Source organism: Fluviicola sp., assembly GCF_029266855.1.
Lineage (GTDB): Bacteria > Bacteroidota > Bacteroidia > Flavobacteriales_D > Crocinitomicaceae > Fluviicola.
The window spans coordinates 279531-298641 of the sequence record NZ_JAQSWB010000004.1 but is presented as its reverse complement, the minus strand read 5'-3'; the positions used below and the strand labels follow the sequence as shown (position 1 = coordinate 298641).

Genomic DNA, 19111 nt, shown 5'->3' with positions numbered 1-19111 from the left:
TATTAAAAATGGTTTGGGTGCGAATAATACATATCCCGAAGTTTTACGCCCAGACTGGTTTTTTTTGTCTCGATCTATGACTTTCCTGTCGACCACAATTTGAATAACTTCTCCTGTTCAGGAGTCATTTCTTTGATGATCTCTATGGTATTATTCAGCGTTCCCTCTTTGAATTTCGCCGGGAATGTTAACGGGACTTGTTTTCCTTTTCGTTCTACGTGAATGGTAATCATGGTCCCTTCCGGAATCAGACTTCCATCTTCGTTTCGATATACCTTTTTGAGTTCGTCATAATCGATGATATCTTTTGCTTTTACTCCGAATGCGTTCCCTGCATCCGCCTTTTTAATAACAATCTTTCTGTTAACGACCCGATTATTTGCAGTTACTCCGGAATCCTTATCGGTAAAGAAATAAGAGGGAACTGTGCCTTTTTTTGATTTCGCATAATCAATACCAATGATCTTAAAGGTTTCTTCGATCGCTAAGGGTGTTGTTCCTTCTACGTATTTGGTGAAGAATTCTTTTAGGTCGGGGTGAACCGCTGAAACAAACTCATCAATAAAAGTTTCTTCGTTAAAGGAACGATTGCTTCCGTATTTGCTGCACAATTCGAAGATGACTGTTTTCAGGGTTTTGGAACCCTTGGTCAGGCGCATGATTTCAATATCCAGCAGCATTGCCATAATTGCTCCGCGCTCATAAACCTGTGAATAGTGATCGGAATAGGGCTTGTCAAATACATTTGCGCTCATAACAGTGAATGGCATATTATCCGGGTACGTGGCCGCATTCATTATTTTTCCCTTGATTTTGTCTTCAATGGTCGATTTTACAGTGGCCAATCCTCCCTGCATGGCAACGATCACAGAGAAATATTCCGTGGTTCCTTCATACAGCCACAAATGTTTCGACATGACCGGTTTGGTATAGTTGAATTCACCGATAAATTGGCTGTGCAAGCTCAGAGGGGAATAAATGTGCATGAACTCGTGGATTCCCGTTTCATAAACCATATCAGTGTAACTGTGATGACCAAAGTCAGGCAGGAAATAAGAGGAAGAATGACCGTGTTCCAAAGCACCGAAGCCTTGGCCTCCAAGTGATTTCGCAAGCTTAATTCTTTGGAAAAGACCTATTTTTTTCTCACCGCTGAAAACCGCTTCCAATTCGCGGTAATCTTTCACGAAATTCAAAAATGCGTAATTGTCAACTGGAAGTTTACCGCCCACAAACTGATCAATGGCGATCATGGCCGAATCAATTTTATGCTTGATATAATAGGCTGATGAATCTATTCCTTCGTGGTAGGATGCAATAATGACATCTGTTCCCTGAACACGGATGTTTTCTTCTTTCTCAGATGTAAACAAAATGGGATTATCAATCAGATCGTGATAATTTTTGCTCCGGAAAGTGACCCGGTCCTCTGTTTTGTCTGTTTGGATGAGTGTTGTAGAACCCGTAAGGTTTTTAGGCTTGGCGAATGTAAGGTCATATTCGTTATTCCATTCTAAACCAAAATATCCGAAAAGACCGCCATTATTGATATAGAAGTATTTACCCGCTTCAAATCCTGTTCCTGCAGGCTCGAAAATCTTAGTCTTTCCATTCTTTTCCTCCCAGGAATCATCCACCAGGTATTGAATTTTTGCAACATCCTTTCCGGGAAGGATCAAAAAGGAGTTGTTTCCTTTTTTCTTCACTTTCAGTGCTTTTCCGGCAGAATCAAAGGCTTTGAATTGAGTAATAAACCGGCCGTAGTCCAAAACGGCATAGGTTCCCGGCACTGTCATGGGAAAATTAAAAACAGCGGTGTCTCCTCCTTTATAAGCGGTGTTTAAAGTCACGGAAAGCTGGTCTTTGATACAACGGGTCAGGTCTACATTATAATTCATTTTTTGTGAGAACGAGCCGAATGCAAGGACAAAAGGGAATAATTGAAATAACAATTTCATGAATGATAGGATTTAAGGGTTGTTTATTAGAGTAAAGACAATACTTTATCGACATCCTCCGGAGTATCGATATTCGGTGTTTCAATTTCCGTTTCTACTACCTGGATGGAATACCCATTGTAGAGCCACCGCAGTTGTTCCAGCGATTCGATTTTCTCCAGTTGTGTTTCCTCGAGCTCACTTAGTTGAAGCAACACTTCCGAACGGTATGCATACAGTCCGATGTGTCTCAAAAAAGGATAGATTTCAAGAGGTTCTCCTTTTGCATTCGCGAAATTTGGAATCGGGCTGCGGGAAAAATAAAGTGCGCGTTGATCTTTGTCAATTACTACTTTGATCCGGTTGGGATTCATGACGTCTTCCATTCCAATCTTTCTGGAAGCAAGGGTAGCAATTTGTACTTTCGGATCTGCGAAAGCCTGTAATAATTGGTCCAGCTGCCGTGCATCAACCAAAGGTTCGTCTCCCTGGATATTAATCACGACATCATATTGTTCCGAAAGACTCCTCACAATTTCCGCACAACGGTCTGTTCCTGTCGGATGTTTGGAATCTGTTAGCATCACCTTTCCACCGAAATGATTTACGGTATCTGCAATCCGCTGATCATCCGTTGCAACGATCAGATCTGTAAGCAGGGAAGACTTTGCTGCTCCCTCCACTACGCGTTGGATCATTGTTTTTCCTTTCAGATCAATAAGTGGTTTGCCAGGAAAGCGGGAAGAGCCATAACGGGCGGGAATAATGCCGAGAATGCGCATGTTTTTTTCTTTCAAAGATAAGAAAAAGTCCGCCGCGGCGGAAAGACTGAGATACGATCCCGGACATCCGGGATTAGTGCGGAAGTATCGAGGGACAAGCGATTAGTCCGCCGCGGTGGAAAGACTGAGTACGACACTTACGAAGTATGCACCGCAGGTAAACGTTGCGCCTACGCTGATCGCATGTCGCCAATAGCTTTAGCGATGGCACAAGCTACTGCGTAAGCGTTAGTGCGAAAGTATCGAGGGATAAGCGACAGTCCATTTTAATTCTCTCTGCGTTCTTTGCGTCTTTGCGGTTCATTGTAAATTCCGGCATTTTTATTTTTAAGCGCGAAAAGCAGAGAAGACAAAGTTTAAAACTTCGTTTCCCCTTAATCTTGGAGAATAGAGGCAGATATTTTCACTAATTTTGCGGCATGAAAAAAGTAATCTCCTTAATCAGCGCTCTGATACTTACATTGAACCTTCTTGCCCAAGAGCAGCTAAATCTGGTCTCTTCTTCGAAAATTACTACTATCGGATACTGGAATAAAGGGGATAAGGTAAGTTATCATGTCACAAGTTCCGATGCAACAACAAAGTTCGGAGCAGCTCAACCTACGAAACAAACTTCGAATACTTACGATTTGGAAATAACAGTGGTCGACAGTACGGAGCACAGTTATATTTTAGAAATGAAATATCTGAAAGCTTCCGTAGAAGGAGTAGATCCGCAGTTGAAGGAAATAATGAATTCTTTTCAAACCACTTCAGCAATACGCTATCGAACAGATGAGTTTGGTACTTTTCAAAAAATCCTGAATACAGCGGTGTTGCAGAAAAACTTTAAAACAAAGTGCGAGGAGTTCAAAAAGCAATTGACAGCCAAATTGAGTCCCGAAGAGGCAAAGAAGTCCACAGCTTTCCTGGATGCGTTATTGGCCGAATTTGCCAAACCGGAAAACATAGAAGGACTCTACCTTGGAGATATAATGGCCATTCACGGAAATTACGGAATGGAACTGAATTTGAATAAACCGACAGATGTGGATGTCCAGATTCCTTGTCTGATGGATATTGTTGTCAATGGAACGGGAAAGATCTTATTACAGTCTATAAACAAAGCGAAGGATCTTGCAATAATCTCGATCAAATACAAACCGAATCAAGAAGAGCTAAAGAAATATATGAAGACTTTTTTTGAGCTCTTCGTACCCAAGGACAATAAGGATTTCAAGATTGATGATATGAAGATAGACTTCGAAAACACGGAGAAACTTCAAATGTATCTGTCCAGCGGCTGGATGGAATCCATTCAAACTAGTCGGACGGTTAGCATCACATTCGAAGACGAGAAAATCAAAAAAGTGATGACTGCAACCTATCAGTACAAATAACGGAAAGTGCTTTTTATATTTGTGACATGAAATATCTATTTGTCGGTTTGGGAAACCCGGGGTCGAAATACGAAGAAACACGCCATAATATCGGGTTCAAGGTGATCGAGGCTTTGGCTAAAGAGCTGGGTGGAACATTTTCCATGCAAAAGACAGCCGAGGTAGCGGAAGTAAAATTCAAAGGCAGGACCCTGGTTTTGGTGAAACCTACAACCTACATGAATCTTTCGGGGAAAGCAGTAAATTATTACCTGCAGCAAGAGAAAATCTCAAAGGAAAATTTGGTAGTGGTGACCGACGATCTGGCACTTCCCTTTGGAAAACTGCGTATGAAAGGCAAAGGTTCCGACGGCGGACATAACGGGTTAAAAGACATTCAGGCAACTTTGAATACTACGGAATATTGTCGCTTGCGCTTTGGAGTTGGTGCCGACTTTCACAAGGGACAGCAGGTTGATTATGTACTAGGTGAATGGGGGCCGGAAGAACGTGAAACATTGAGCGAACGGATCCTCGTGGCAACTGAATTTTTGAAAAGTTTTGCAACTATAGGAATTCAATTAACGATGACAAATTGGAATGGCAAATAAGCACTGGTTATCAGTGAGTTAACTTCTTTTGGCTGTTAAATATTGGCAATTCGCCTTTTTTGGCTGTTTTGAATTAAAACTATCAATATATTTGTGTGTGCAAATAAATACCATTTGCAGAATGAAACTATGCAATACATACGACTCACTAGGAGTGATGAATTCACAAAGAAACTCTCCCAACAAGTAGATGAATATCTGAAAAAAAACAACCTGAAACGTTACGGTAATTGGCGCATGCTACTTAAAGTTCCCTTAATGTTTTCCCTATTTTTACTTCCTTATTTCTTCATGGTTTTCGGCGTAATTGAAAATCATTGGCTGATGTTTTTCATGACCATTGTTATGGGTGTGGGAATGGCCGGAATCGGACTTTCTATTATGCATGATGCGAATCATGGCGCCTTCTCGAAATATAAATGGCTGAATAAAATAATGAGTTTCTCTATGGAGATGCTTGGAGGATTTAACTTAAACTGGCGGATTCAACACAACGTATTACATCACAGTTTTACGAACGTGCACGACATGGATGAAGACATCGATTCAATCGGATGGCTTCGTTTTTCACCGAATATGCCTCGTAAGAAAGTTCACCGTTTCCAGGTATATTATGCTTGGTTCTTTTACGGCTTAATGACTTTATCATGGATGACAAACAAAGATTTCATGCAGTTGAGCCGTTACAGTAAAGAAGGTTTGTTGAAAGCTCAAAACATCACATTCCGAAAAGCATTGATTCAATTGATCGTTTCAAAATTCTTGTACTACGTTTACATTATCGCTATTCCGCTATTTGTAATGGATGTTACCTGGTGGCAGGTACTGATCGGATTTGCCGCAATGCATTTTGTTTGCGGAATCATTCTGGCATTTGTATTCCAGGTGGCACATGTAATGCCTGAGACAGAGTTTATGACTCAGGATGGGTATGCCGAAAAAAATGACGACGTTTCCTGGGCAAAACATCAAATGATGACAACAGCAAATTTCGAAAATTGGAATCCTTTATTGACATGGTATGTCGGTGGATTGAATTACCAGATTGAGCATCATTTGTTCCCGGATATCTCACATATCCATTACCCGAAGATTTCGAAAATTGTAAAAAAGACAGCCCAGGAATACGGGATTCAATACAATTATCATACAACATTCTGGGGAGCGATCTTCAATCATTTAAGATTATTGAAACAACTGGGAAGAGCATAAGTTCTCGACAGGAATTCCAAAAGAATATTGAAAACCCGGCTATAAATGCCGGGTTTTTGTTTTTATATATTCCCTATCTTTAATGAGATATCGGAAACTATGGGACACGATCATGCACATCATCATCCGGATAAGCTCACAAAAGTAAATACGGCTTTTGTAGTCGGGATTATTCTCAATTTGCTGTTCGTGATCATTGAAGCCACAGTGGGGATCGTAATCGATTCACTTGCCGTTTTATCGGATGCCGGTCACAACTTGGCTGATGTCGGAACCTTGGTACTTTCCCTCCTGGCTTTCAGGTTAATGAAGATCAAACCCACAAACCAATACACCTACGGCTACCGGAAAACTACCATTTTGGTCGCTTTATTCAATTCCATGCTCTTGTTGCTTACAATTGCTGTAATCCTCTATGGAGCAATTGACCGTATTTTTCGTCCCCAGGAAATCCCGGGCCTGACAGTTTCAATTGTTGCAGGAATCGGGATCGTGATTAATTTCTCCACGGCTTTATTCTTTTTTCGCAATAAGGAAAAGGACATCAATATAAAAAGCGCTTACCTGCATTTATTGGCTGATGCACTGGTTTCAGCCGGATTGGTTGTCGGGGGAATAGTGATCTATTACACCAGCCTGTATTGGCTCGACACTGTTTTCAGCCTGATCATTGCGGCGATCATATTGTTCAGTACCTGGAAGCTGATGAAAGAAAGTCTTCGCTTGTCTCTGGACGGGGTTCCGAGTGCTATTCGTTTGGAAGAAATAGTGGACCTAATTCAAAGGGAAAAGGGAGTGAAGGAAGTTCATCACGTGCATATTTGGCCTTTAAGCTCTACTGAAAATGCCTTGACAGCCCACTTGGTCCTGGAAGAAGGTGTACGGGAAAAAGAGGAAGCACATATCAAGCACGAATTAAGACACATGCTGGAACATCAGAATATTCAGCACGTAACACTTGAAACCGAGCGGGAAGATTGCAGGAATGGAAGTTGTTCTTCTTAATTCCCCCTGCGGAGATCAGACGTCCGTGCTACTGGACTGACGAGTGCTAGACTCTGTCAGAGGATAAATGGGAAATATCAAAAAACCCTGACCTCGCGGGAGCGAACATCAGGGCTTGTAGCGTGTATGTAGGTATTTTATTTCTTTATCAGCAATTGCTTCGTAACAGTCCCTTCGCTTGAAACTACCTTCAGCCAGTAAATCCCGTCAGCTAAATCCCTTACATCCAAAGTAAATGAACTGCTTGAATTTTGCTGTGTGAATAACACCTGACCATTTGATCCGTAAACAAGTGCTTCTGATCTTTCCACGTTCGTTTTTACACTAACACTATTGGAAGCCGGATTCGGATGCATCGAATATTCGAAAATACTATTCTCAGCTAACTCCAGACACGGATCCGAAAGGATTAAAACCGTGTCTTTATCCTGGCAGCCATTGTTATTCGTGACTGTTAACACATAAGCTCCGGCTTGTGATCCGGTAGTGTTTTGGCTTGTTGCACCATTACTCCAGTTATAAGTCGGATATCCTCCGGGTCCGTTCAAATTAACGGGGAAATGATTGGAACATACGGTCATATCAGCACCTAAATTGATCGAAGGCACAGCGAGTAATGCTAAGGTAAGTGTATCTGAATCCACACACCCGTTTGTGTCTGTTCCGGTAACGATGTAAGAACCTGCAGTCGTTGCGTTGAATGGAATTCCGTTTAGAATCCCGTTATTCCAAACCAGATCTGGTGCTCCGCTTGCAGTTAAAGTAATTGCGGTTCCGGCACAAACTGTTTGGTTCGAACCTGCATCAATCACTGGAAGTAAATTTACCGTGACGCTTACCGTATCTGAATTCTCACATCCGTAGAGGTCTGTAGCTGTTGCAATGTATTCTGAACTCGTGCTTGGAAAGAAATCTACTCCGTTCTGCACACTGTTGTTCCAGGTAATTGTTTCGGTGGAAGCAGCCATGAGGTTCACTGTGTCACCGCTGCAAATTGTTATATCGGATCCCGCAGCAATAAGGGGTAAATCCAGTATTTCAATCAATTCAGCGGTAGTCGTATCCGTACAGGCGTGAGTGGTATTTGAAACGTAGACACGGTAGTTTCCTGCCTCGGTAATTTCCAGGGAGTTTCCTGTTTCCCCGCTAATGATCTGGTCATCTTTCAGCCATTGAACACTACTTTGAGCATCTCCCGGGATCGTTAAAATAAGCTCGTCACCCGCACAGATAGAATCGGCAGGAACTGAAATAACAGCTCCGGAAAGACCCACACAGGTGTTTACATCAAAAATGGAAAGTGTCGAACTGATCTCATTTGCCAAAATCACGATATCATTTCCGGTCGGGGAATCTTCTTTTTTAATAATGATAATCCCTTCGGCACCGCGATCCGGACCGTTGGAAGCAAGAGAACGGTTATTGTAGTACCCGACATAAACCGGGGCGCTTGGAACATCCACATTAAATAGCATGACTCCGCCAACACGTTCCAGGGAAACGAATAGATAGTGATTCCCGTTGATGAATGCTGTAGCCACTCCTTCCGGCTCCGGACCTTTATCATCCGAACGGTTTTTTGCTGTTGGTGACCCGGAACTGTTGCTTGCATTGAATAAACCGCTAAGTGTCGGGTGGTTCGCAGTGATTTGCTCGATTAGATCTTTTGAATCGAAAACCAATGCCCCTGTTTGTGCATTCCAAATGGAGAATGAACGTGTTCCGAAAACGTGGATATCATCAATATCTCCGTCTGCATCCGTGTCACCGCTTGCGTTACTTACGTTGATCCGGCCAAGGAATTGGTTGTGTTTTAAAATGTTTAGATCCGGAATGGAAGCATCCAGTGAGGTAGCAGATAAGCGGGCTACTTCCGTGATTGCCGTATATTCGCGTGCATCTCCTTCGTTTGCTGAGAAAATGTATTCTGCTCCGCCGATAGAAGCATGTGCGAGTGCATCCGGCATGAATAAACCTTTGATCGGTGCTGAACCAATGAAGACACCGGCAGTTTGATCCGAAGCATCCAAACCGCTGTTCCCGTTTGCATAGTTCATGGTTCCCAATGGACGAACTGCACTGACTGTTCCGGAAGCTATATCGATGACTGCCATTGCATTGTTCTCCTGTAAAGAAACATAAGCTGTTGAATTGTCTTCGGAAAGGGTAATGTATTCCGGTTCGAAATCCTGGGCTGCAGAACTTCCGGGTCCGAAAATGCGAATCCCCTGGGAACGTAAAGCAGCTTCTTGTCCGTTGAATGACTGGAAATTCACCAGTGTTACGTTGGAAGCACTCAGGGAAGCATATCCGCCCGTAATATCAATAATTCCAACCGAACCTTCCGGGTCAATAGAATAATCTGATTTAGGCTCACCTTCACAGGCCACTAAAATTTTGGTGTGATCGTTGTTGAATGTGATCATATCGGGCATCGCTCCCACAGGAACCTGTGAGATCAGTGTTCCGTTTTCATCTAGGAAAACAATGGTGCCATTTGCCTGCGGATTGGAATTTTCCATCGCACAGGCTACTACGCCATTATGAACAGTCAATGAATTGATATTTCCATAAGGTGTCATTGAAATAGAATTGAGCAAAGCAGGAGCTGAAGGATTCGAAAGGTCTACGATATCCATTTTTGCACCTATGGAATTGGCAATGTATAATTTATCTGTTGTGGGATCAAAGGCAACAATTTCTGCAGAGTTACTTCCTTCTGTTCCATTGGAGAAACTTGAAAGCAGGTTGAGTTTTAATTCGTTGTTGGGTATTGGCGCCTGGTAATCATTGTCTTTGATGTATACGATCTGGAATGAATTCGTTCCGATTGCAGCATTTTCCAATGACCTGATTTTAAGAATTGCCTTTTCGGTTCTTTCTGCAAGTGCATCATCAATAATAGTAAGATTGACATTCTGTACCCCGGAAAAACTTCCCGGAATAATCACCGTGTCTTCTGCCAATGTGAAATCCGTATTTTCCAAAGCATCCGTATACACGGAATAACTCAGAATAACCCTTGCAGGATAACTATTTGGAGTTGCAACATTGATTCCGACCGTAACCGTTCCCGCATTCTCTGCAAAGTTTTGAGTAAGAGCTGAAAATGTAAATGTTCCCGGAGGAGGAAGTAAGCTTACGGAGGAAAGATTGTCTAAAGTTGGTGTTACAAGTGTCCAGCTGCGACTGCTTGTCCAAAGTTCGGTTTGGGTATTGTACGACCCGACTGCGCGAATAGACTGATCACCTCCCGGGTCACCTGCAAAAAAGGAAGTAGTTTGAAGTTTTCCTCCGCTGTAAAGATCGTTGACTGGTAGTTGGTAACCATCGGCACCTGCATTTAGAACGGCTGTTCCAAGTGCTGTTCCATAGAATAAAGCATCTACAGGGACAGTTGAATTTGTCAGGGAGGCTGCGGGTAAATTAAAAACTGCTATTCCGTCTCCATTGGATCCGCCATTTCCTACCACTCCGCCGGAAGCTGCTGTGCCGAACCCGTCGCCACCGGTTGTTGCCGTATTGATTACGCGGATCTTACTTCCTGTTGGTGCCATGGAGCTTCCGCCTACATAGACAACGTCTCCTCGGTTTACACTTCCTGTATTAATTTGAAAAGCATAAGTAACTGCTCCGCCTTCGATCCAGCCATTCATGGTCGCTGCTGAGTTATTACAAACAACAGTATAAGGTGTTGCAGCAAAATTGATATTGCTCGTAGCAACTAATTCGATCCATTCAAAGGGAGAATCAGTTCCTGAGGGATTTGGTAAAATTTCTGAGATTACGAGTCCCGGGTTCTGAGCTAAACTTGTCATGCTCATCAAAACCGTCCCGATTAAGAGTAATGTTTTTTTCATTGCTGTATAAACTTTCGACAAAGTTCCGTTCAGCATGTAATCAGAAGTCAGGAGTTGAATGACTTTTTTGGTAAGATTAAGTTGTGGAATTGTAACCCAATTAAAGATTGAATGAAGAAAACAGGCCGGTAGAAAACATCCTTTTCAAATTGGCATTATTATTTTTTAATACAGGATAAGGACCGTTTTTTGATACAGGTAAGCTGATTCACTTTAGCTGCGAAGAAAAATTCTCTTCAGTCGAAGACAGATCCCGGTCTCATTCCGGGAAGTGAACGTGAAGAAAAATTCTGAGTCGTAGTTTAGCAAAAAAGCGCTCGTCGTTTGGATGGAGCTTTAGCGCAATCCACCCTTTTTGTTGCTAAACAAGAACAAAGAATTTTTTAGTGAACGGCTTCGAATGAGACAAGCATTTTGCTCCACTTTTTTGCGATTGAAAAAGTGGAAATTAATAACTCCAAGTTTTCAAAATGATCGCCGCAACACTTAAATCCAGCGGATTAGTGATCTTAATGTTTTCGTCATTTCCCGGTATAAGATGTACCCGTGCACCGATCGCTTCTGCTACACTTGCATCATCTGTAAATGTGGGTACATAGCTACGAAGAAAAATTCTCTTCAGTCGAAGACAGATCTGGGTCTCATTCCAGGAAGTGAGCGTGAAGAAAAATTCTGAGTCGTAGTTTAGCAAAAAAGCGCTTGCCGTTTGGATGGAGCTTCAGCGCAATCCACTCTTTTTGTTGCTAAACAAGAACGAAGGATTTTTTAGTGAACGGCTTTGAATGAGACAAGCATTTTGCTCCACTTTTTTGCGATTGAAAAAGTGGAAATTAACTCCACGTTTTCAAAATAATCGCAGCCACACTTAAATCCAGCGGATTAGTGATCTTAATGTTTTCGTCATTTCCCGGTATAAGATGTACCCGTGCACCGATCGCTTCTGCCACACTCGCGTCATCTGTAAATGTGAGTGCATAGTTTTGTTCGTAAGCCTTTTTAATCAGTTTCGCTTCAAATACCTGTGGAGTCTGAACAACACGGTAATGGTCCCGGTTTACCGTTGCATTGCTCTCACCATCTGCGATACGAAGCGTTTCTTTTACGGGAATCACCGGAATTACTGCACGGTATTTTTTCACGTCCTCCAGCAACTGATTCAAAACCGTTCTGCTGACAAAGGGACGTACACCGTCGTGAACAGCGATCCAGTCACCTTTGGCTTTTTGCAATGCATTTTTGATGGAATCAAATCGCTCTTTTCCTCCCGGAACAATTTCGTGGTGGATATTAAAGGAATACTTCTGACACATTTCCTCCCAGTCTTTAAGATAATCTTCGGGAAGTGTTACGATCAATTCTGCAGAAGGATCAAAAGAGTGCATGCGTTCAATGGTATGCATCAGGATGGGTTTGTCGTTCAATAACAAAAATTGTTTGGGTATCGAACCTCCCATTCTTTTTCCAATTCCCCCGGCAGTAATAATAAACGTCAGCATGTTTTAAATATAAAAATAATTCTGTAGAGACGCGAAGCTTCACGTCCCTAAACCGCTAAACAAAAAAAGGTTTCGTCATTGACGAAACCTTTCAAATATGATAAAATCAAAATTTACTTAATCTGATTTGGATCTTTCTCTGCTTGCTGATTGAATTTACGCTGCCAGTTTAACCAGTAGAACAATCCAATGAATCCTAAAACGATAACTGAATAATTAAAGATATCACCAATGTTGTCATAAAACCATGCACCATTTAGGATTTTTCCGAGTGTCCACCAAAAACCATTCATCTGTTCTCTTTTTAATTGGGACAAAGTAAATAAATTATTTGCTGATAAGCTTCGATTTTCCTGAAAAAAATTCAATTTTTTGGCTTCCCCCTTTGGAGGTGGGAGAATTCGCTATGGCGAATGAAGACTGCGACCAGCCTGAAAGGCGCTGGTCAAAGGAAGAGGGGGAGGATTTTTTTGGATTATCCGAGCACAAAAAATCCAAATATTTCATAAATCAATTCCCTTATTTGGACGATCAAAGGGATAGAATCAGTAACTTTGCGGTATAAAAATTAAAAATTATGTACCCACCAGAACTCGTACAACCAATGAAGGAAGACCTTACAAGTGTGGGCTTTCAACAACTCGTATCAGCATCAGACGTAGATGCAACTATCCCAACTAGCAAAGGTGTTGCCCTGGTAGTTGTAAATTCTGTTTGCGGATGTGCAGCAGGAAACTTAAGACCAGGGGTGAAAAAATCTTTGGAACAAGCAGGAAAAAAACCGGATCATTTATTAACTGTTTTTGCCGGAGTTGACTCTGAAGCAACACAACAGGCTCGCAAGTACTTTTTACCATTCCCTCCGTCTTCGCCATCTGTGGCCTTGTTTAAAGACGGAAAATTGGTTCATTTCCTTGAAAGACACAATATCGAAGGAGTTACTGCAGCTATGATTGCTGAAAATTTAGAAGCAGCTTACGAAGAATTTTGTTAAGAGAGATTTAGAACATTAGGATTTTAAGACTTCAGGACTGAATGACTCGTTTGTCACCAAGTCTTGAAGTCTTTTTGTATTATATACAGGAATCTTAAAGTCTTAACATCCTAAAATCTTGATGTCCTAATATCTTAATATCCAAATGATAGACACTCACACTCATCTTTACTCCGATCAATTCAACGAAGACCGTTTGTATTATATAGAGGAATCTTAATGTCCTAAAATCTTGATGTCCTAATATCTTAATATCCAAATGATAGATACTCACACTCATCTTTACTCCGATCAATTCAACGAAGACCGTACAGAAATGATTCAACGGGCTATTGCAGCTGGCGTTGAGCGTATGTATATGCCGAATATTGACTTGGATTCAGTGGAAGGAATGCATGCTCTTGAAAAACAGTTTCCTGAAAATTGTTTCGCAATGATGGGGCTTCACCCGTGTTCTGTGGATGCAAATTGGGAATTGGTTCTGGCCAAAATGAGACTCCTGCTCGAAAAAAGACCTTACGTTGCCATTGGTGAGATCGGGATTGATTTGTATTGGGACAAGACCTTTGTAACCGAGCAGAAAGAAGCATTCCGCACGCAGATCAACTGGGCGAAGGAACTTCAGATTCCCATTGTGATCCATGCACGCGATTCGTTCCCGGAGATCTATGAAGTACTCGACCAGGAGAATGATGAGCGTTTAAAGGGAATTTTTCATTGTTTTACCGGAAATGAACAGGACGTGAAAAAGATCCTGGCTTATGGAGGTTTTCTTTTTGGTATCGGGGGAGTGGTAACGTACAAAAAATCTGATCTTCCCGAAACTTTGAAGCACATTCCACTGGATAAGTTGTTGTTGGAAACCGATGCACCTTATTTATCCCCGGTTCCATACCGCGGGAAACGAAACGAAAGTGCTTACGTAATTCACACAGCAGAAAAAATTGCGGAGATTTTGAATCTGCCTTTGAATAAATTGAAGGAAATTACTACCCAAAATGCGATGAAGTTATTTCATCCTTAATTCCCTTGCGTATTTCAGATTTTCAGTGAACTTTGTCCGGACAGAAATGAGATGCACATGAAAACAACGCCGAAGGTATTGGTTATTTACACAGGAGGAACCATCGGAATGGTGAATGATCCCTTGACAGGTTCTCTCACAGCCTTTGATTTTGGAGATGTATACAAACACATTCCGGAATTGGCGCGTTTGAATGTGGAGTTGACCACCCATGCTTTTCCGCATCCGATCGATTCTTCCGAAATGAATCCGCTTTGGTGGAAAGAAATGGCGGAATTGGTATACAACAAGTACCATGACTTTGACGGATTTGTAATCCTGCATGGTTCGGACACCATGGCATTTTCGGCTTCTGCATTGAGTTTCATGCTCCAGGGCTTGACGAAGCCGGTGATTTTTACAGGATCTCAATTACCCATTGGAACGATTCGCACCGACGGAAAAGAAAATCTGGTTACGGCGATTGAGATAGCCGCAGCGAAAACCGAAAACGGTTCTCCACGCATTCGTGAAGTAGCCATCTATTTTGAATATTCTCTGTACAGGGGAAATCGCACTTCTAAGGTGTCAGCTTCTTCTTTTGAAGCCTTTCGCTCACCGAACCTGCGTCCATTGGCTGTTGCCGGAGTTCACATCGATTATACAGGTGAAACGATCAATGCTTCTTCCGGGTTGGAGTTATTTACTGATTTCGATACTTCTGTGGCATTGATCAAATTGTTTCCGGGCCTTAACTGGAACATTTACGAATCGTTGTTCGACACCGAAAAAACCAAAGCAATTATCCTGGAAACCTATGGTTCCGGAAATGCTCCATCCGACAAAAAATTCCACGAATTGCTGTTGAATTACCTGGAGAAAGGCGGAATTGTTCTGAATATAACCCAATGTTCCACGGGAAGAGTGGAGCAGGGAAAATACGAAACCAGTTCTTTCTTTGAGAAGAACGGCGTGCTTTCCGGTTTCGATCTCACAACCGAAGCAGCAGTTACCAAAACCATGTATGCCTTGGGAAAAAGTGCCGGGAATGTGGAGTTGGCAAAGGACATTCTTCAGAAATCTGTTTGTGGGGAAGTGACGGTGTAACCATTTTCCGATAATTATTCCTCTCAGCCGCCCCGGATTTCTATCTCCCGTTTCTGTTTAATAATAGAAGATCGATTAAGAACATCTGATAACCGTACGTTTCTCCTCATCCTTACCCTCTGTATTCTTCTGCTTGTCTGTCGCAACTGACGCCTCTGTTCTTTGTGTCCTTCGCGCTCTTTGTGGTTAAGTTTATTTATTTCCACAACTCCCATCCCATGCACCTTCCCCTTCAACTGCACGAAGTCTCCGTTTCTTTCCTCGAAAAATAAAACCTGCAAACAAACGATCTCGGTTCCTGAAACAGAGGAAAGATTCTCCGATACTTCAATATATAACGACAACTCTTTCTGAAAAAAAACTGGCGACTGGTAAGCGCCATCTTCATCTGTGCATCTGTGGGAAAAAACTTTTTGTTTCTCCTGCCAGTGGGAGACTTCGGCTTTCGAAACCAATCCCATCCGTGACGAACTCGTCTCAAATCTCCCCTTCTCAAAATCAATTATACTCCTCACCAATGTCAGCCCCGCATGAGTAGCACCCTCCGGGAATGCCGACTCCAAAAGGTTTACATTCCTTGCTGGCGCGAGGCTCAGACTCGTGTCACTCGCATTAATGGTAGGTAAGCCCTCAAACAGTTCATAAACCTTCACTTGCTCATTAAACTGGAAGATCCGGAAAAACTTGTTCGCATCCGTATCTGTCATCATCGCCTCAGCTCTGCGTTCACCTCTGCAATGTTTCGTATCTGCTTGTTTCAACGCAACCAGTTCCTTATTCATTCGGTTCACCATTGTCCCGTCCTTCACTTGATCGATGAAAGGAGCAAAAGCATCCCGGATCAGTTTACCGGCGCTGGAAACAGCAGCAAATTCAGCACTTGCATTTCGCGCGGCTGCATAACGTTCATCAGTTTGATACTCCTTGGAACTTACACCACCGGTTCGGCGCACCAAATAGCCATGAACACGATCGTGATAGAACGAATAATCGTCTACCCTGCCTGTAATCCCGCGACCAATCTGCTTTGCCATAACGAATCTTTTATCATAACAATCTACTGCATAGTAAGTTACAAAAAAACATTGCAAGGACGCGATGTTTCGCTTCCATTTTGATAATATTTGCCTTGTCTTATCCTGGTAGATCAAGCATGAATACTCCCACTTTACTCCCAGTTTAAAGCATAGATACAGTATGGATACCCCACCTCGAGACGTAGCGACTGTAAAGTCTGCTACTGTCTCCTTTCAAACTACGAAGCTCGAAAGAGCGAAGTAGTTTCACACTGCGAAACTTCAGTGCTGAAAGCCCTGACCATAGCGTCAATGGAAGAAGGGTTTCATACGAAGTCGACGACGAAGTAGGTTTCAATATACGAAACGCGAAGTATGAACTTTAACTGGAGTGAAGAATGAAATCTGCGTCCTTCTGCGCAATCTGCGGGAATAAAAAATCCCGACATCTGTCTTGACAGATCGTCGGGATAATTCTTGCAGAGAGGAAGAGATTCGAACTCTCGATACAGTTACCCGTATACTACCTTTCCAGGGTAGCTCCTTCAACCACTCGGACACCTCTCTATTTAGTGGAGTGCAAAAATACAACTTTTCTTTGAATCCGGATAATCCTTGGAGAATACTTTGAATGAATTTTTTTGGGTTCACTCAACTTCCCCCTTCAATCGGTTCACTTCTTTTTGAAGCTGATATACCTGGTCCAGTAGGTATTTAATGGTTTCAAGGCCTTCGATATTGATTTCCAGTTCGTAATGCATGTGCATGTATTTTTCGAGATCGGAGAGCTGTTCGAAAGTAATATAAAGGGCTTCATCGGAATGAATCAGCTCAATTAAACCATGCTCATCCAACTTTTGGACAAATGAAGTTTCAATGTTGTAATAAACGCAGCATTGTTCAATGGAGATTCTATTTGCTGTTTCCATATTCTTTTGTTTTACGTTCTTTAGCAAGCTGCTCGATTAATTCTTTTTCTTTCGCTGTCAGGCCGGTAGGTAGCTGGATCTGATAAGTCACATACAAATCACCAAATTCACCTTCCTTTTTGTAGACCGGGAAGCCTTTTCCTTTCAGACGGACTTTCGTGCCGTTCTGAGTTTCGGGGGCTACAGGCATTTTAACCTTTCCATTGAGCGTATGAATGATTTCTTCCCCGCCAAGGAGCGCTTTATAGAGATCCAGGGACACATTGGTATACAGATCATTGCCTTTACGTGTAAATGCGGTATCGTTTTTTATTTCGAAAGTGATGTACAAGTCGCCGTTGGGACCGCCGTTTACACCCGGGGCACCATGTCCGGCCAGTTTTATTTCCTGACCGTTTTCAATTCCCGCTGGCACGGTAATGCGTATGTTTTTACCATTTACCGTAAATGTTTGCTGGTGGGTCTTATATGCCTCGCTTAAACTAAGTTCCACTGATGCCCGAAAGTCCTGGCCTTTAAACCTTGTCTGCCTGCCACCGCCTCGGGAACCGAACATCGAAGAAAAAAAATCGGAGTAGCCGCTCTCATCTCCATACGTAAAGTATTCGCTGTCTCCAAATGGATTCCCCGTACCCCCGAATGGATTTCCCTGACTTTGTCCACCGGATGATCTTTGCTGCTTGCGCGCTTGTTCGAATTGTTCGGCATGCTTCCAATCCTTTCCATACTGGTCATATTTCTTCCTGTTTTCAGGATCGCCCAATACTTCGTTTGCTTCATTGATCTGCTGGAATAATTTGGATGCTTCCGGATTGTTGGGATTCAGATCCGGATGATGCTTCCGCGCAAGTTTCCTGTAAGCTTTCTTTATATCATCGGTAGTTGCATTCTTATCAACGCCTAAAATCTTATAGTAATCAATGTAATCCATACTGCCAAGCCTTGAGATATTAAATTACGGCTAAAATGGATATTATACAAGTGGAAAAAAATGATCCGGATCAGGAAAGAGGCAAGAAAACAGAATGAGAGTGAGAGCAAATCTGCTTTAATTATGATAGTGCTTCAACGGGTTCACAAAAAGAAAAAGAGCATTTAACCGCAGTTAGATGCTCTTTTTTACCCCATTCTTATTCTGATAGGAGATCGGGATCCGATAATGGACTATTGATGTGCGATACAAATGCTTCTCAGCTCTGATTCAAACAGGTTTGCTCCAACTGTAACCGTTTGGAAATCCGGACCGGTAATGATCAATGAATCGATCACTCCTGCAAATCCCTGGCTGTTGCTCATGTTTACATATCCGGGTAAGTAAAAATGCTGTGCCTGGTAGCCATACGGCGCTAAATACTGTGTCAGTGAGTCTGCAGGACAAACGATCAAAGGGGTAGTAGGGAATTTAACGTTTACCAGGTTTGGATGGTCATTGGTATTGTTTGCAAATCGGGCATGTACAAAAGTGATCTTGTTCGCTGTACAGGCAATTGGTAATTCTGCCGTATTAAATTCAATCGACATACCTTCATGAAAATCATAAAAGCCACTTGGGGTTCTTTCTATTGGTGCAATCGGCTGAACTTCTTGTCCGTCTTCGTGGAAAAACGAGACTTGATGTGCGTAAACCTCATTCACCATCCCGTTTGCATCCAGGCTTATTTCTTCCCCCGGGCAGAAAGAGCACTCGGTTGGTTCTGTGCAATTGTTGCATACTACTGGTTCAGGCTCTTGTTTTTTGCATGATGATGTCATCGCTCCTAACGCGATCAATGCAATAGTTGTAATTTTCTTAGTTTTCATA

17 protein-coding genes and 1 tRNA gene are annotated in these 19111 nt (G+C 42.4%); 7 read left to right on the top strand and 11 right to left on the bottom strand.

Annotated features, from left to right (window positions below):
* Window positions 1-74 precede the first annotated feature (74 nt).
* Window positions 75-1958, bottom strand: coding sequence for a hypothetical protein (locus K0S23_RS11530; RefSeq protein ID WP_300357375.1), 1884 nt, complete (start codon window positions 1956-1958; stop codon window positions 75-77).
* Between the two features lie 26 nt (window positions 1959-1984).
* Window positions 1985-2719 (bottom strand): 3-deoxy-manno-octulosonate cytidylyltransferase, encoded by a 735-nt coding sequence (kdsB, locus tag K0S23_RS11525; protein WP_300357373.1) that lies wholly within the window; start codon window positions 2717-2719, stop codon window positions 1985-1987.
* Window positions 2720-3138: 419 nt separating this feature from the next.
* Between kdsB and K0S23_RS11520 the strand changes: the two genes are divergently transcribed.
* From K0S23_RS11520 to K0S23_RS11505, 4 genes are all read left to right on the top strand, one after another.
* Window positions 3139-4098 (top strand): hypothetical protein, encoded by a 960-nt coding sequence (locus tag K0S23_RS11520; RefSeq protein WP_300357371.1) that lies wholly within the window; start codon window positions 3139-3141, stop codon window positions 4096-4098.
* 26 nt (window positions 4099-4124) lie between these two features.
* A complete protein-coding gene (gene pth / locus K0S23_RS11515) occupies window positions 4125-4688 on the top strand; it encodes an aminoacyl-tRNA hydrolase (protein ID WP_300357369.1) in 564 nt (187 codons plus the stop codon).
* 129 nt (window positions 4689-4817) lie between these two features.
* Window positions 4818-5900 carry an acyl-CoA desaturase gene (locus tag K0S23_RS11510; protein WP_300357367.1) on the top strand — a complete coding sequence of 361 codons (1083 nt, stop codon included), beginning with the start codon at window positions 4818-4820 and terminating at the stop codon, window positions 5898-5900.
* A 99-nt stretch (window positions 5901-5999) separates the two neighbouring features.
* Window positions 6000-6905, top strand: coding sequence for a cation diffusion facilitator family transporter (locus tag K0S23_RS11505; RefSeq protein ID WP_300357365.1), 906 nt, complete (start codon window positions 6000-6002; stop codon window positions 6903-6905).
* Between the two features lie 137 nt (window positions 6906-7042).
* Here K0S23_RS11505 and K0S23_RS11500 read toward each other — a convergent pair whose 3' ends face one another.
* The 4 genes from K0S23_RS11500 to K0S23_RS11485 form a co-directional block, all read right to left on the bottom strand.
* Entirely contained in the window at window positions 7043-10765 is a 3723-nt protein-coding gene (locus K0S23_RS11500) for a choice-of-anchor I family protein (protein WP_300357363.1), read from the bottom strand.
* A 448-nt stretch (window positions 10766-11213) separates the two neighbouring features.
* Window positions 11214-11456 carry a 2-C-methyl-D-erythritol 4-phosphate cytidylyltransferase gene (locus tag K0S23_RS11495; protein WP_300357361.1) on the bottom strand — a complete coding sequence of 81 codons (243 nt, stop codon included), beginning with the start codon at window positions 11454-11456 and terminating at the stop codon, window positions 11214-11216.
* Between the two features lie 139 nt (window positions 11457-11595).
* Window positions 11596-12261, bottom strand: a complete 666-nt coding sequence (locus tag K0S23_RS11490) for a 2-C-methyl-D-erythritol 4-phosphate cytidylyltransferase (RefSeq protein WP_300357359.1) — start codon at window positions 12259-12261, stop codon at window positions 11596-11598.
* A 113-nt stretch (window positions 12262-12374) separates the two neighbouring features.
* The gene (locus tag K0S23_RS11485; protein ID WP_300357357.1) at window positions 12375-12554 is read right to left on the bottom strand and encodes a hypothetical protein; all 180 of its coding nucleotides are present in this window, start codon (window positions 12552-12554) and stop codon (window positions 12375-12377) included.
* A 284-nt stretch (window positions 12555-12838) separates the two neighbouring features.
* On the opposite strand from K0S23_RS11485, the gene K0S23_RS11480 reads away from it, so the two are divergent.
* From K0S23_RS11480 to K0S23_RS11470, 3 genes are all read left to right on the top strand, one after another.
* The gene (locus K0S23_RS11480; RefSeq protein WP_300357355.1) at window positions 12839-13255 is read left to right on the top strand and encodes a BrxA/BrxB family bacilliredoxin; all 417 of its coding nucleotides are present in this window, start codon (window positions 12839-12841) and stop codon (window positions 13253-13255) included.
* A 259-nt stretch (window positions 13256-13514) separates the two neighbouring features.
* Window positions 13515-14279 carry a TatD family hydrolase gene (locus K0S23_RS11475; protein ID WP_300357353.1) on the top strand — a complete coding sequence of 255 codons (765 nt, stop codon included), beginning with the start codon at window positions 13515-13517 and terminating at the stop codon, window positions 14277-14279.
* A gap of 57 nt (window positions 14280-14336) precedes the next feature.
* A complete protein-coding gene (locus tag K0S23_RS11470) occupies window positions 14337-15365 on the top strand; it encodes an asparaginase (protein ID WP_300357350.1) in 1029 nt (342 codons plus the stop codon).
* 23 nt (window positions 15366-15388) lie between these two features.
* Here K0S23_RS11470 and K0S23_RS11465 read toward each other — a convergent pair whose 3' ends face one another.
* The 5 genes from K0S23_RS11465 to K0S23_RS11445 form a co-directional block, all read right to left on the bottom strand.
* Entirely contained in the window at window positions 15389-16399 is a 1011-nt protein-coding gene (locus K0S23_RS11465; protein ID WP_300357349.1) for a hypothetical protein, read from the bottom strand.
* Window positions 16400-16861: 462 nt separating this feature from the next.
* Window positions 16862-16948 (bottom strand) — tRNA-Ser (locus K0S23_RS11460).
* 80 nt (window positions 16949-17028) lie between these two features.
* The gene (locus tag K0S23_RS11455; protein WP_300357347.1) at window positions 17029-17310 is read right to left on the bottom strand and encodes a chaperone modulator CbpM; all 282 of its coding nucleotides are present in this window, start codon (window positions 17308-17310) and stop codon (window positions 17029-17031) included.
* Window positions 17294-18241 (bottom strand): DnaJ C-terminal domain-containing protein, encoded by a 948-nt coding sequence (locus K0S23_RS11450; protein ID WP_300357345.1) that lies wholly within the window; start codon window positions 18239-18241, stop codon window positions 17294-17296. Before K0S23_RS11450 ends, K0S23_RS11455 begins: the two co-directional genes overlap by 17 nt.
* Window positions 18242-18474: 233 nt before the next feature.
* Entirely contained in the window at window positions 18475-19110 is a 636-nt protein-coding gene (locus tag K0S23_RS11445) for a hypothetical protein (protein ID WP_300357343.1), read from the bottom strand.
* Window position 19111: the final 1 nt, after the last annotated feature.